The sequence below is a fragment of the Rhodococcus sp. NPDC056516 genome (genome assembly GCF_042794655.1).
Classification (GTDB): Bacteria; Actinomycetota; Actinomycetes; order Mycobacteriales; family Mycobacteriaceae; genus Rhodococcus_F.
In genome coordinates this window covers 146,473-159,265 of the sequence record NZ_JBHTTG010000003.1, presented here as the reverse complement: position 1 = coordinate 159,265, position 12,793 = coordinate 146,473, and the positions used below count along the sequence as shown (strand labels likewise).

The following is a 12,793-nucleotide window of genomic DNA, read 5'->3' as shown; positions in this document are numbered from 1 at the left end:
ACCACCCGAAGGATTTTTCGTGGCTGACTTCGAGTTCACTGTCGACAAGGCTCACGCCAAGTCGGTCAACGACACACTGGCCGACGTACGCCGCCTGCAGATTTCTGCGGTGATCTTCGCGATCGTCCTCGCCGCGGTCGGCGCCTGGCTGATCAGCATGGGCGAGGTGTGGTCCATCATCATCGGCGCAGTCCTGGTCATCGGTGCGGTCAGTTCCCTGTGGGTGGCCGTGTGGGCACCTCGCAAGGTGGGGAGCGTCGAATCTCTGTATGCGGACAACCCGCTGGTCCCGGCGATCGTCACCGAGGTCCACCCGCGTGCGGCGACGCTGACCGCACTGATCGACATCGCGAAGCCGGCCGCTGGGGCACCGAAGTACGCACTCGTCAGCCGCAATGTTCGACTCAATCCGAAGTGGCGAGTCGGCGACCGCATTCCGTCGGTTGCACTGTGTTCGGATCGTTCCACCCGCAGCAAGGCGGACACCTGGCAGATGGTCAGCCCCATGCCGATCGAATGGGGAACCAAGGACTCGGCGGCGCTGGCACGCGCTGTCGCGGCTGTCAGTGCCAGCGAGTGGAACTTCCTGCAGAGCCGGATCCCCGATTCCGAAGAAGTACGCACCCACCCCGATCGCCGGGTCCTGATCAACCCGGCCGATCTTCCTGACTCCCTGCGATAGCCGTACCGCTACGCGAGCGCGGGCAGTACTTCCTTCTCGAACATCTCGATCCCCGACGTGTCGTACGCGGCCTCGGGGAAGTAGAAAATTCCGTACTCGAGACCCTGTGCTTTGAGCGCCGACAGGTTCTCGATGATCTGCTCCGGTGTACCCACCGCCGGCATTCCGCGGAAGGCGTCGAGCGACGCATCCGCAGCAGCTTCGCCGACCAACGGCGTCAGTCGGGATTTCAGCGTCTCCAACCGCTGAGACACCTCGACTTCCGTCGCCCCGATGGCCACGTTGTAGTTGGCCGAACGGACGATCGCGTCGAAGTCGGTACCGACGGTGTCGCAATGCTTCTTCAGGATCTCCGACTTGTGCGCGAAGCCGTCCGGGGTGCCGTCGAAGTTGGTGTACTGCGCGTACTTCGCCGCGATCTTGAGAGTGACCTTCTCGCCGCCGCCGGCAACCCAGATGGGAATTCCGCCCTCTTGCAACGGAAGTGGACGGCACAACGCTCCGTCGACCTGGTAGTACTTGCCGTCGAGCGTCGCACTTCCCTTCGACCACGCCTGCTGCATGATCTGGATTCCTTCGTCGAGTCGACCCAGACGCTCACCGGCAGAGGGGAATCCGTAGCCGTACGCGCGCCACTCCTGCTCGTACCAACCGCCGCCGATTCCCATTTCGACGCGTCCACCCGTGATCAGGTCGGTGGTCGCGGCGACCTTGGCCAGGTACGCCGGGTTGCGGTAGCTCATGGCGGTACACATCTGGCCGAGCCGGATACGCGACGTCGACGCACCGAGCGCGGCCATCAACGTCCACGCCTCGTGAGTCGCTTCTTCCGTCGGCTGGGGAACGGTGTGGAAGTGGTCGTAGACCCACACCGATTCCCACGGCCCTGCCTCCGCGCGGAGCGTGAAGTCTCGCATCACCTCCCACTGCCTCGCGGGGTCGATGCCGACCAGGTCCAGACGCCAGCCTTGAGGTACGAACAGTCCGAATCGCATGCTGCGAGCCTACCTATCGTTTCCCGACGCGCGAGCGGGGTGACCCCCGCGGAGAGTAGACCGGAATGAAGCGGAACATCATCGCCGCGCCCGCGAACGACGTCGCGCCCAGAGCGGCGAATGCCCACCCGAGTGGGAACACCGCGGCGAGTAGACCGATCGCGAGCGGCCCACCGAACATGCCCGTGTCGTGAGTCAAACGCCATGCGGCGAGGAACTCGGCGCGTTCTTCGGGCGGGGCGATATCCGCACCGAGAGTCATGATCACGCCGTTGCCCAGTCCGTTCCCGATCCCCATCACGACAGCGACCACGGTCAGCCCCACCGCGCCCGTCGAGAACGGCAACATCAGGTACGACACACCGATCACGGTCAGCGAAGGCACCGCCACCAACCTGCGCCCGTATCGGTCCATGATGTGTCCGGCCGGATACGAGCACAGCAGATCCACGGCCGCACCGATACCGAAGATCACACTCACCTGGGCCGCATTCAACCCGAGGTGCAATGCCCACAATGGAAGAACGGCCTCCCTCGACGCACGGGCGGCGCCCATCAGCAGGGAGCCTGTCCCGAGCGTCGACAGGGCGGCGCGGTGGCGGCGAAGGATCTCCGGGAGCGTGACGTGGCTATGACCGCCGTTGCCCGCCTGCGCCTTTCGTGGCGGGTCGGGAACGCGGGCCATCAGAGCCCCGGCGAGTACGACGCCCACCAACTGGACCAGAAATCCTCCGCGCGCGCCCACCAGCAGAATCACGCCGGCTCCGATGAGTGGGCCCAGGAAGAAACCCAACCGCCACATCGCGGCGAAAGACGACATTGCTCGGGCCCGCAGGCCGAGCGGCACCGTCTCAGCGAGGTAGCTCTGCCTGGCAAGACCCCACACAGCATTCGCCAGTCCGGTCAGCAGAGCACCGATACCCAGCATCCACGGAGTCTGCGCAAGCAGACAGATCACCACTCCGGTCGCGCCCAAGGAACTTCCGCCGATGATGGACCGACGCTCGCCGAATCGCGACACTATCCGGCCCGCCGGGAGATCGCCGAGGACGGCACCCAAACCGCCGAGTGCAACGATCAATCCGGCGACGGCGACCGATGCACCGAGGTCGCGTGCGGTGACTGCCATGATGGGGGCGGCCGCGCCCTGACCGATTCCGAAAATAGCCGCCGGTACGAAAACCGTTGTGACCAGTGGCTTGAGCCCGGCAATCGCCGGCTGTTCCTTGGGCAGTGTTTCCGTCACGCGCTCACTTCTGCCGCGTCAGCGGCCCGCGAAAACCGATTCGCCGGACGATCGAGGCCGTAGTGACCCCGCAGGGTGGATTCCGTGTATTCGGTACGGAAGAGCCCACGCGCCTGCAGAATCGGCACGACCCGGTCGACGAACACCTCGAGCCCTCCGGGCAGATAGGGCGGCATGATGTTGAAGCCGTCCGCGGCGCCCTTGTCGAACCATTCGGTCAACTCGTCCGCGACCTGCTCCGGTGTGCCGGCAAATGTCCGATGCCCACGGCCACCGCCGAGTTTGCCGATCAATTCACGGACGGTGAGGTTTTCGCTCTCTGCAAGATCTTTGACGAGCTGGTATCGACTCTTGTTCCCTTGGATGCGATCGATGTCCGGCAACGGTGGCAGCGGGGCATCCAGAGAATGCTCGGTGAGATCGACACCCACCATGTTCGAGAGCTGGCGCAGCGAATACTCCGGAGAGATCAGGTCCGTGAACGACTGCTCCAGAGCCTTCGCTTCTTCTTCCGTATCTGCGATGAAGGGCACGATGCCCGGCAGCACCTTGATCTCGTCGGGACTACGCCCGTACTTGATCAGCCGCGCTTTGAGATCGTTGTAGAAATCCTGCCCCTGCTCGAGTGTTCGTTGAGCGGTGAACACGGCTTCGGCATACCTCGCCGCGAAATCCTTACCGCTCTCGGAGGAACCGGCCTGTACTAGCAGCGGACGTCCCTGTGGAGACCTCGGCGAATTGAGCGGGCCAGCCACCGTGAATCGTTGACCGTCATGGTCGATGCGATGGACACGATCAGGATCGGCGAAGATTCCGGTCTCTTCGTCCAGGACAACTGCCCCCTCTTCCCAGCTGTCCCAGAGTCCGAGTGTCACGTCGAGAAACTCCTCGGCGCGCTCGTAACGACCGCTGTGCGTCGGTACCGCATCGAGGCCGAAGTTCGCGGCCTCGTCGGCGCCGGCCGACGTCACGATGTTCCACCCGCCTCGTCCGCCACTGATGTGATCGAGGGAAGCGAACTTCCTTGCAAGAGTGTACGGATCGCTGTAACTGGTCGACGCGGTTGCAATCAACCCCACCTTCTCGGTGGCCGCAGCGATCGCCGACAGCAAGGTGACGGGTTCGAAGATCGCCTGAGTGTTGTATTTGACCCGCGGACCGACTGCTAGACCGTCGGCGAAGAACACCGAGTCCAACTTTCCACGCTCGGCGATTCTCCCCAAATCCTGGAAGTGCTTGACGTCCAGAAGGTTGGCCGCATTTGTGCGAGGGTGGCGCCACGCCGCCTCATGATGGCCGACGCCCATCAGGAAGGCGTTCAGATGAAATTGTCGTTCGGACATGAGTTCGCAGAATCTTTCCGTGAAAGTGTGGTCAGGTGGTGACGCGCCAGCGCGAGAGCCGACGTTCGATCAGGACCAGAATCGCGTTGATTGTCAGACCCAACAACGAGATCGCGACGATGCCCGCATACATGTTCGGGATCTGGAAGTTGAGTTGGGAAGCGGTGATCAGATACCCGAGACCGGCTTTGGCCCCGACCATTTCGGCGGCGATCAGCACGAGAATCGACGACGCGGCTGCCATGCGGATACCAGTGAAGATCGTGGGAACTGCGGCGGGCAGAACCACCTTCTGGAACAGCCGAATCGAGGAGAACCCCAGCGAGGCAGCGGACTTGATCAGCAGTGGGTCCACTGTTCGCACACCGGAGATCGTGTTGAGCAGAATCGGGAAGGTGCAGGCGTAGATCACCAGGGCGATCTTCGATTCCTCACCGATTCCGAGGATCAGCACGAAGACGGGAAGCAGAGCCAAGGCTGCTGTGTTGCGGAACAATTCGAGAATCGGGTTGAGGAAGTCGGAGACCGGGCGGTACCAGGCGATCGCGATTCCCAACGGAATCGCGATCGCGATGGCCACGAAGAATCCGGTCAGCGCACGCGTCAGACTGGCCGAAACATGCTCTTGCAATTGTCCGTTCTCGGCGAGAGTGAAGAATGCGGACACAACTTCGGTGAAGGGCGGGAGGAAGACCTTGTCCACCAGCCCGAGCCGAGGTGCCGCTTCCCAGATCCCGAGGAAGATCGCGATCGCAATCGACGGCTTGGCAATCCGCCAGGCGGTGGAACCAATGTAGCGCGCCGCCTTGCCGCCGGCCTGGCTCCGCTGCGCAATGTCAGGTGTTTTGTCGGCCAACGGTTTCGGGGTGGCGACTACCTCCGGCGTCGCCAATGCGCTAGACATGTGCAACCTCCTTGGCAGGATCGAGTTCGCCGGCCCGAGCGCGCTCGACTTCACCGTGCAGCAGCGTCCAGATCCGGTGCCGGAACACACGGAACTCCTCACCTGATCGCACGTCGTCGCCGGACCTGTCGATGTCGATGTCGACGATCGTCTTGACGCGCCCCGGCCGCGAAGTCAGTACTGCAACACGTTGCCCGAGGTAGATGGCCTCGTCGATTCCGTGGGTGATGAACAGGATGGTCTTGCCGGTGGCCTTCCAGATGCGCAGAAGCTCGTCCTGCAGCGACTCTCGCGTCTGTGCGTCCAGCGCAGCAAATGGTTCGTCCATCAGCAACACTTCGGGATCGAATGCCAAGCTGCGGGCGATCGCGACTCGCTGCTTCATTCCACCGGACAACTCGTGCGGATAGCGATCCGCGAAACCTTGCAGACCGACCAGTTCGAGGTAATGCTCGGCGAGTTCGCGTCGCTCGCTCTTCTTCACGCCCTTCGCTTCGAGTCCGAACTCGATATTGTGACGTGCAGTTCGCCATGGAAGTAGCGCGTATTGCTGGAAGACGATTCCCCGATCCAAGCCTGGGCCCGTGATCTGCTTGCCGTCCAGAAGGATTCGACCGGAAGTGGGCGAACTGAGTCCTCCGAGGAGGTCCAGCAGAGTCGACTTGCCGCAACCACTCGGCCCGACGAGGACCAGGAACTCCCCCGGCGCGACGTCGATGTTGATGTCCTCGACCGCGGTGAAAACTTCGTCGGTCCCACGAATGTCGAACTGTTTGGTGACGTGCTCGAGCCGTAGTTTCGGTTCTGTGCTCATTTTGCTGCCTCCAGTGCCTGTCCGTCAGCGCCGCTGTCGGGTGAATACGTTCCGTTGGCGTACGGGTTGAATTCGTTGGTGTAGATGTCCGACGGCTTCAACTTTCCTTCTTCGAGTTCGCCGTTACGGGTGAGCCAGTCGATCCACGTGCTGATCTCGGTATCGGTGATCGTTCCGCCGGGGCCGGCGACTCCCGGGCTCTTCCAGTAACTGATGAGCTTGGTGTCCTCGTTGCGTCCGCGACTGTTGATGATCGACGTCAGCTTCGCGATCACTTCCTCACGTGGGTGCGTCTGGGTCCAGCGGATCGCTCGCGCTGTTCCCTGTACGAAATCGGCGACCGCTTCCTTGTTCTTCGCGATGTAGTCGTCACGGAACACCAACGTGCCGTAGGTGAACGAGCCGAACAGTGATTCGTCCGTGAACAGCTCGCGAAGACCACCGCGTTCGAGCGCGGAGTCACGGAAGACCGAGCCGAGGGTGGCAACGTCGATCTGTCCCTGGCGCAGCGCTTGCTCCGTGTTGACGGGAGGCACCACGATCAGTTCAACCTGTTTGATCTCGTCCGGCGTAAGCCCTTCCCGCGCAAGCCATTCACGAACAACGAACTCGTGGTGGGCGCCGAGTGTATTCATCCCGACCTTCTTACCGATCAGGTCTTTGGCCGTTTTGATCGGACTGCCGTCCAGTACGTAGTACCCATTGAAGCTCTGTTTGTCGGAGCCGTAGTACCCGATCACCGAGGTGATCGGTGAACCCGCGGAAGCCAACTTCACCACCGCACCGTTGAACGCACCACCGAATTCGGTCTGACCGGTCGCGGCATTCTGAATGCTCTGAGGACCGCTGGTCGTGTCGCCGATCCAGTTGAGTTCCACGTTGTCGAAGTAGCCGAGATCGGCAGCGAGTTCGGGGTAGATGACCTGTCCGGTACTGCCCTCGTACCGCAGGACGGTCTTGCCGTCGGCGGTCTTGACGACTTCGTCGGAAGAGCCCGAGCAGGCCACGGCAAGGCTGGACAGAGTGACAAGAGCGACGACTGCGGCTATGGAGCGCGCAAGGCGAGGGCGAATCATGAAGTTGCTTCCTTTAGAGGATGATTGGTGAAATTTACGACGACACCTGTCCGGATCGCCTTGTGCGGCGATCGGCACAGGCAGGTGTTGGGAAAGTCAGTTCAACGACAACAGTTCAACGACGACAAGAGCGAAGACCGAAACACGTGAGACTCCAATGAATGTGAAGACAGAATCGAGCCGTTAGCAGTGTCGAAACCATACGTCGGCACCCACTACCTGGGTCAACGGTTACATTCATGCCGGATTTAAAGTGTGAAGTCCGTATCATGAGGGCATGCTTTCGCCGACTACCGCGCAGGACTTCGAGCAACACCGTGGCCATCTGACGTCGGTGGCCTACCGTCTCACCGGAAGTTTCAACGACGCTCAGGACGCGGTGCAGGAAGCATGGATACGACTCCAAGTAGCCGAAACCACGCGAGGTGAAGAGCTGGAGATCCGCGAGCTGCGCGGATGGCTCACCACTGTTGTGGGTCGGATCTGCCTCGATCATCTCAAATCGGCCGCAGTCCGGAGAGAAAGCTATGTAGGACAATGGCTTCCGGAGCCGATCGTCACGCCCGTCGACGCCACCGTGAGCACACAGTCAGCGACACCCGATCCACTCGAGTACGTCGTGACGCAGGAACAGAATCGTTTTGCGGCCCTCGTCGTCCTGGACACTCTTACTCCCGCGCAACGCGTTGCCTTTGTCCTGCACGACGGCTTCGACGTACCGTTCGCCGAGGTAGCCCGAATCCTCGACATCGAAGTCGCCGCCGCCCGTCAGTTGGCCTCGCGAGCCCGTAGAGCCGCAGCGTCGGCGCCCGTCCCGGTCAGCAGCGAGGAGCATGCTGCCGCCGTCGAAAGACTGGTCATGGCTATCGCGAGTGGGGATCTGAACGCGGTGATCGAAGCACTCGATCCCGATGCCGTGCTGATCGGCGACGCAGGCGGAACAACTCGCACGGCGGTCAACGTCGTGCGCGGCAGTGATCGTGTGGCACGGTTCTACCTGGGGCTGGCACGCAAGTACGGACCGGCGGCGCTGTTTTCGATGTCACCGGTTCTCGTCAACGGACAGCTCGGTGGTGTATTCGCCGGCTCCCCCGGAGATGACCGGTACCCGCAGTTCGCCGCTCGCGTTGCCGGCTTCACGGTTCGCGACGGAGTTGTGTGTGCGGCCTACGACATTGCGAACCCAGCCAAGTTCAGTGCCGTCCCGATGCTCGATCACACCGAACCCGAGCGCAGGTAGCGAGACTCCCATTCTTCGAGGTGAGACCTGGACACCTGCGTGCCGAACCACAGTCGGTGCAGCACATCCGATCCCAGGTGATGCAGTGCGGTATGCGTTCTCCACTGCTGCGACGCCCACTCGGGTTCGTTGTGGGCGGCGTCGATCCCGGCCATCGTGCTGCCTCGTAGTTCGAAGTCCAGGTCGCGTCGAAGCTCCGAAAGCTCGGACCAATTCGCTTGTGGTGCATAGTGCCTTGCGCGGATTTCGGTCAGCAGCTTGAACAGGACACTGTCGGCACGCTCGTCGACCCAGATCAGAGTGCGTCGATGTGCCCCGCGCCCGACCGTCCACAGGACGATCAACGCCACGACGACGCCGATTGCCGTCTCGAGCATGCGGCTGAGGATCAGATGCTGGACGGTCCCATGTGCACCACCGGCAGCGCCGAGGAGAATTGCCAGAGCGGTGATGAAGATGACGGCGATCCCGTAGTTCCGCACCAGGAACAGTTCGATCCCCGCCATCAGGATGGCAAGTACCGCCACCAGCCACAGACCGGTCGGACTCCAGGCGTATATGGCGCCCAACAGAATCAACCCGAGGACGGTTCCGCCGATGCGATGGATTCCGCGATAGGTGCCCAGTATTCGATCCGGTCCTTGATGCAGGACCATCGCCGCGGCGATCACCGCCCAGTCCGGGCGATCGATACCGAGTAGAACGGTGAGGGTTCCCGCCGCCATACAGGCGATGGACAGCCGAAGTGCCGTGATCGACGCTCGGCTGGACGGATTGCAGGCGCGGAGAAACCGATACCGGATCGTCGGGTCGGGCAGGGGCGGATGCGCCCCGACCTCGTCGACGTCGAACGCGGGGTCCGCCATGAGTTCGGGATCGTGGTCGTCGGAGATCGCCCTGGCCATCGCGATTTGTGCTCGTTCGAGTTCACGGGTCAACGGGTGGTCTTTCCCGACGATTGCGCCACGGTAGAGGCACTGCCACGCGTCGTGCAGCCGCAGTGCTGCAGCGTGCCGTTTGTCTCGCGTCTGCTCCGGCGGGGCGTACTTCGCCTGCGCTTCCGTGTACTCCGCAACGGCCGAGACGGCTGCCTGTACCGCGCTGCGTTCGATCGCTCGCGGTGCCCACAGGATTCCCGTCATCGAGACGACCACCGCGCTGATCCCGCCGATTGCCGTCCACATCGCAACCTCGATCGGCGGCTGCCCGGGAGTGGCGATCACCGAACTGATCTCGGTGGTCAGCAGCAGGAAGAACGCGCCTGGTGGGCCTAATCGAAGCGCGTCGACGGTAAAGGCGCAGGTCGACACCACGATGGCCATGATCAGCACGACAAAGACGAGCAGCACCGTCGGCGCGCCTTCGGAGATCGCTCGGTGGACCGGCTCCCCCACCGATGCCCCGATGAAGGACAGGATCGTCAACGCCGCCGCGGCGATACCGACTGCCTTCCATCTGCTCCGGTACGGACGTCCCTCACCGTAGATCGACGCGAATGCACCGAGCCCGACCAGGAGGGACGAGGGCCCGAATCCGAGCAGTGTCGCGACAGCCGCAGGAATCGCCAAGGCGAGTGCGACCCGAATTGCTCCGGGATACCGGTTTCCCACCGGCGGCAATCCGAACAGGACGCTGCGAGCCGGACGCGGCGCCGGGAGGTTGGACTCGTGACCCGCTGATGTTTCTTCGGGGTCCACTGCCCATCCTTCGCGCCGGTTCGATCGTGTCTGTGCCGTCCCATTCTTGCGGGCGGCTGCCCTGGTATCCGAAGCGGGTCTGGAGGTCGATTCGGCCACCCGCTTATTGACACTGCGTCAACAGTGTGGATGATAGGTGGAGCCAGATCCGCTCGTGGGTCGCACTTCATCGATCGGGAGAAATCACGATGACGCAAGTATCAACCGCAACCCGAACCACCGAACGACGCTCCCCGTGGATGGACGACGAATTGGAGGCCGTTGGCGAACTGGCGAGGAACTTCTTCGCCAAACACGTGACACCGCACCAGAAACGCTTCGCGTCCCAGGGTTTTCCCGACAAATCCGCCTATCGGGAACTCGGGACGCTCGGCCTCGCCGGCATGTCGATACCCACCGAGTACGGCGGCGGAGGAGGAACTTTTGCGCATGATGCCGTGCTGTTCCACGAGCAGGTGATGGCGGGTGATCATTCACTCCAACTCGGTGTGCACTCGGGAATCGTGCCGCACTACCTCAATGCCTACGCCGATCACGAGCACAAACTGCGCTGGCTACCGAAGCTGTCGAGTGGCGAGTGGGTGGGCGCAATCGCCATGACCGAGCCCGGCACCGGATCCGACTTGCAGAACATCACCACCCGCGCCGTCCGCGACGGTGACGACTATCTGATCAGCGGCGCAAAGACATTCATCTCCAACGGTCGCAATTGTGATCTGGTGATCATTGCCGCCAAGACCGATCCCAGCCTCGGAGCGCGTGGAGTGTCGCTCATCGTGGCCGAGGTCGATGACAACACACCGGGTTTCGAGCGCGGGCGAATACTCGAGAAGGTCGGACAGAAGGGCCAGGACACCACCGAGCTGTTCTTCGACCGCTTGCGGGTGCCTGCAACGAACCTGCTCGGGGACCGCGAAGGCACAGGGTTTGCCCAGCTGATGCAGCAGCTACTGCCTGAACGATTGATCTGCGGAGTTGCAGCCACTGCGGCAATGGAGCGTGCAGTCGCCCTCACCGTCGAGTACACCAAATCCCGAAACATGTTCGGGCAAACGCTCTTCGATCTGCAGAACACGCGCTTCGAACTTGCCGAGTGCGCGTCCATCGCTCGTATCTCACGAACGTTCATCGACGACTGCATCGTCAAATACCTTGCCGGGCAGCTCGATGCGACTACCGCCGCGATGGCCAAGTACTGGCTCACCGATCAGCAGTGCGCCGTGATCGACCGCTGCGTGCAACTACACGGCGGGTACGGCTACATACTCGAATATCCCATCGCTCAGATGTACGCCGACGCTCGTATTCAGCGAATCTACGCCGGATCGAACGAAGTCATGAAAGACCTCGTGGCGAGATCACTCTGAGTAATCAGGAATCCGCCTCGCACGCCGGCAGAACGTCACGCACGATGGCGAGCAAACTGCGTACCAGCAGAAGGTGCACCTGTTCGCGGTCGAGCGCTCCCGTCACCAACCACTGCTTACTGGCGGCCTTCGCCAGTCCTCCGTACGCCACGATCATCGAATGAACAGCAGCCTCGCTGCCTTCACTCGGTCGAATCTCGAGCGCATCCATCATGCGTCGCGCAGCAACGTCGTCAGCATCCTGCAGGATCCGATCCATCTCGGGATCACGGCGGAGGTCGTCGGACATGACTGTCGAGATCCACATGTCGCGATGACGCCAGGCGACGTCGAGCCACCGATCGATCACGGCGCCGATCCGCTTCTCCTGGCTCGCCGATCGCGGAATGCGGTCCACCGCCACTTCGGGAATGAAGACGAACCGCCGCACGACGTCGAGATACAACTCCCGCTTGGAGCCGAAGTAATGATTGAGCAGCGGACGACCGACCCCGGCCGCCTTGGCCAACTCGGTCATCGAGACGTCGGCAAAAGACTTCTCCTCGAAAACCTTTGCCGCGCTGACAATGATCTGCTCACGCCGGTCTTCGGGACCGAGACGCTTTCCGCCTGTGGCCGACGCGGACGTCATTCTTTTCTCGCGGGCGTGCTGTTGACCGTCGCCTGCGCCTCGACCATGAGCGAAATGTGTTCCACCAAACGCTTTCGAGAGATCTTGGAGGACGGGGTGTGCGCCTGATAGATGAACGCGAGGGCACCGAACAGCCCCACCGAATTGAGTTCGGAGTTCGCGGAGTCGGTTGCCTCGCCGCCGTACATCAGCTCGAGCGACGCGGAGATCGGATTGGTGAACTCCGCCATCAATTCTCGCCCTCGATCCCACAGCGCAGGTTCCGCCTGGGATTCGACGAACATGATGCGTCCACGGCGCGGATCCTTGAATACGTAGGTGGTGAAGGCCTTCACCACGTGACGGATCAGGGCCGACGGTTCGGAAGGCGCCGCCTCGAGAGCGTCCAGAATAGTGTCGCGTGCCCCGAGAACGACCTCGTCGAGCACGGCGACCAGCAGTTCGTCACGATTGGCGAAGCTCTCGTAGAAGTACCGTTCGGTCAGCGCAGCCTCGCGGCAGGTCGCACGCATGGTCGCGGCGGCCGCACCCTCGGTGCCCATGATCTGCAACCCGGCTTCGATCAGCTGTGCCCGGCGCGCGGCGCGGCGATCTTCTGGTTCCTGCCCACGCCACCTGCGCGGGCCGGTGCGCCGAGCCTCGGTATCCGTCATGTCCCCATGTTCTCACTGACCGGCAGTGCTCTCGACCTCAGGTTATCGCGGCGACCTCGGCAAGCGAACTGACATCGCACGATGTCAATCAATTCAATTCTGACATCAATCGCTGTTGACATCACTTGATGTCAGACTTACTCTT

The 12,793-nt window shown here is 62.2% G+C and carries 12 protein-coding genes; 3 read left to right on the top strand and 9 right to left on the bottom strand.

The features are described 5' to 3' along the window. The first annotated feature begins 19 nt into the window (after positions 1–19). The gene (locus ACFQ6Y_RS10010; RefSeq protein WP_378631608.1) at positions 20–682 is read left to right on the top strand and encodes a DUF3239 domain-containing protein; all 663 of its coding nucleotides are present in this window, start codon (positions 20–22) and stop codon (positions 680–682) included. Positions 683–690: 8 nt separating this feature from the next. On the opposite strand, the gene ACFQ6Y_RS10005 is transcribed toward ACFQ6Y_RS10010, so the two are convergent. Genes ACFQ6Y_RS10005 through ACFQ6Y_RS09980 form a run of 6 tightly spaced genes read right to left on the bottom strand, consistent with a single transcriptional unit; the run spans position 691 to position 7,060 of the window. Beyond that, positions 691–1,677, bottom strand: coding sequence for an LLM class F420-dependent oxidoreductase (locus tag ACFQ6Y_RS10005; protein ID WP_378631605.1), 987 nt, complete (start codon positions 1,675–1,677; stop codon positions 691–693). A gap of 13 nt (positions 1,678–1,690) precedes the next feature. Continuing rightward, positions 1,691–2,923 (bottom strand): MFS transporter, encoded by a 1,233-nt coding sequence (locus ACFQ6Y_RS10000; protein ID WP_378631602.1) that lies wholly within the window; start codon positions 2,921–2,923, stop codon positions 1,691–1,693. Next, positions 2,920–4,266, bottom strand: coding sequence for an LLM class flavin-dependent oxidoreductase (locus tag ACFQ6Y_RS09995; RefSeq protein ID WP_378631600.1), 1,347 nt, complete (start codon positions 4,264–4,266; stop codon positions 2,920–2,922). The genes ACFQ6Y_RS10000 and ACFQ6Y_RS09995 overlap by 4 nt, the downstream gene beginning before the upstream one ends. A 31-nt stretch (positions 4,267–4,297) precedes the next feature. Continuing rightward, on the bottom strand, positions 4,298–5,170 hold the full coding sequence (locus tag ACFQ6Y_RS09990; protein WP_030535349.1) for an ABC transporter permease: 873 nt from the start codon (positions 5,168–5,170) through the stop codon (positions 4,298–4,300). Continuing rightward, the gene (locus tag ACFQ6Y_RS09985; protein WP_003940477.1) at positions 5,163–5,984 is read right to left on the bottom strand and encodes an ABC transporter ATP-binding protein; all 822 of its coding nucleotides are present in this window, start codon (positions 5,982–5,984) and stop codon (positions 5,163–5,165) included. The genes ACFQ6Y_RS09990 and ACFQ6Y_RS09985 overlap by 8 nt, the downstream gene beginning before the upstream one ends. Continuing rightward, positions 5,981–7,060, bottom strand: a complete 1,080-nt coding sequence (locus ACFQ6Y_RS09980; protein WP_378631596.1) for an ABC transporter substrate-binding protein — start codon at positions 7,058–7,060, stop codon at positions 5,981–5,983. The genes ACFQ6Y_RS09985 and ACFQ6Y_RS09980 overlap by 4 nt, the downstream gene beginning before the upstream one ends. A gap of 277 nt (positions 7,061–7,337) precedes the next feature. Here ACFQ6Y_RS09980 and ACFQ6Y_RS09975 point away from each other — a divergent pair, with 277 nt between their 5' ends. Further along, positions 7,338–8,300, top strand: a complete 963-nt coding sequence (locus tag ACFQ6Y_RS09975; RefSeq protein WP_378631594.1) for a sigma-70 family RNA polymerase sigma factor — start codon at positions 7,338–7,340, stop codon at positions 8,298–8,300. Here the strand turns inward: ACFQ6Y_RS09975 and ACFQ6Y_RS09970 are convergent. Continuing rightward, entirely contained in the window at positions 8,276–9,997 is a 1,722-nt protein-coding gene (locus ACFQ6Y_RS09970) for an FUSC family protein (protein ID WP_378631591.1), read from the bottom strand. The two genes, ACFQ6Y_RS09975 and ACFQ6Y_RS09970, sit on opposite strands and share 25 nt — an antisense overlap. 239 nt (positions 9,998–10,236) lie before the next feature. On the opposite strand from ACFQ6Y_RS09970, the gene ACFQ6Y_RS09965 reads away from it, so the two are divergent. After that, positions 10,237–11,364, top strand: coding sequence for an acyl-CoA dehydrogenase family protein (locus tag ACFQ6Y_RS09965; RefSeq protein ID WP_378632829.1), 1,128 nt, complete (start codon positions 10,237–10,239; stop codon positions 11,362–11,364). Positions 11,365–11,368: 4 nt separating this feature from the next. Here the strand turns inward: ACFQ6Y_RS09965 and ACFQ6Y_RS09960 are convergent, their stop codons facing one another. Both ACFQ6Y_RS09960 and ACFQ6Y_RS09955 read right to left on the bottom strand, forming a co-directional pair. Then, complete coding sequence (locus tag ACFQ6Y_RS09960) at positions 11,369–11,995, bottom strand: TetR/AcrR family transcriptional regulator (protein WP_020970505.1); 627 nt, start codon at positions 11,993–11,995, stop codon at positions 11,369–11,371. Further along, positions 11,992–12,648 (bottom strand): TetR/AcrR family transcriptional regulator, encoded by a 657-nt coding sequence (locus tag ACFQ6Y_RS09955; RefSeq protein WP_020908817.1) that lies wholly within the window; start codon positions 12,646–12,648, stop codon positions 11,992–11,994. The genes ACFQ6Y_RS09960 and ACFQ6Y_RS09955 overlap by 4 nt, the downstream gene beginning before the upstream one ends. Positions 12,649–12,793 lie beyond the last annotated feature (145 nt).

Excerpts from the sequence above, each read along its gene's own strand:
- ACFQ6Y_RS09965 (WP_378632829.1), top strand. The coding sequence starts at position 10,237 with ATGGACGACGAATTGGAGGCCGTTGGCGAACTGGCGAGGAACTTCTTC.
- ACFQ6Y_RS09975 (WP_378631594.1), top strand. The coding sequence starts at position 7,338 with ATGCTTTCGCCGACTACCGCGCAGGACTTCGAGCAACACCGTGGCCAT.
- ACFQ6Y_RS09995 (WP_378631600.1), bottom strand. The coding sequence starts at position 4,266 with ATGTCCGAACGACAATTTCATCTGAACGCCTTCCTGATGGGCGTCGGC.
- ACFQ6Y_RS09980 (WP_378631596.1), bottom strand. The coding sequence starts at position 7,060 with ATGATTCGCCCTCGCCTTGCGCGCTCCATAGCCGCAGTCGTCGCTCTT.
- ACFQ6Y_RS10005 (WP_378631605.1), bottom strand. The coding sequence starts at position 1,677 with ATGCGATTCGGACTGTTCGTACCTCAAGGCTGGCGTCTGGACCTGGTC.
- ACFQ6Y_RS09960 (WP_020970505.1), bottom strand. The coding sequence starts at position 11,995 with ATGACGTCCGCGTCGGCCACAGGCGGAAAGCGTCTCGGTCCCGAAGAC.
- ACFQ6Y_RS09985 (WP_003940477.1), bottom strand. The coding sequence starts at position 5,984 with ATGAGCACAGAACCGAAACTACGGCTCGAGCACGTCACCAAACAGTTC.
- ACFQ6Y_RS09955 (WP_020908817.1), bottom strand. The coding sequence starts at position 12,648 with ATGACGGATACCGAGGCTCGGCGCACCGGCCCGCGCAGGTGGCGTGGG.
- ACFQ6Y_RS09990 (WP_030535349.1), bottom strand. The coding sequence starts at position 5,170 with ATGTCTAGCGCATTGGCGACGCCGGAGGTAGTCGCCACCCCGAAACCG.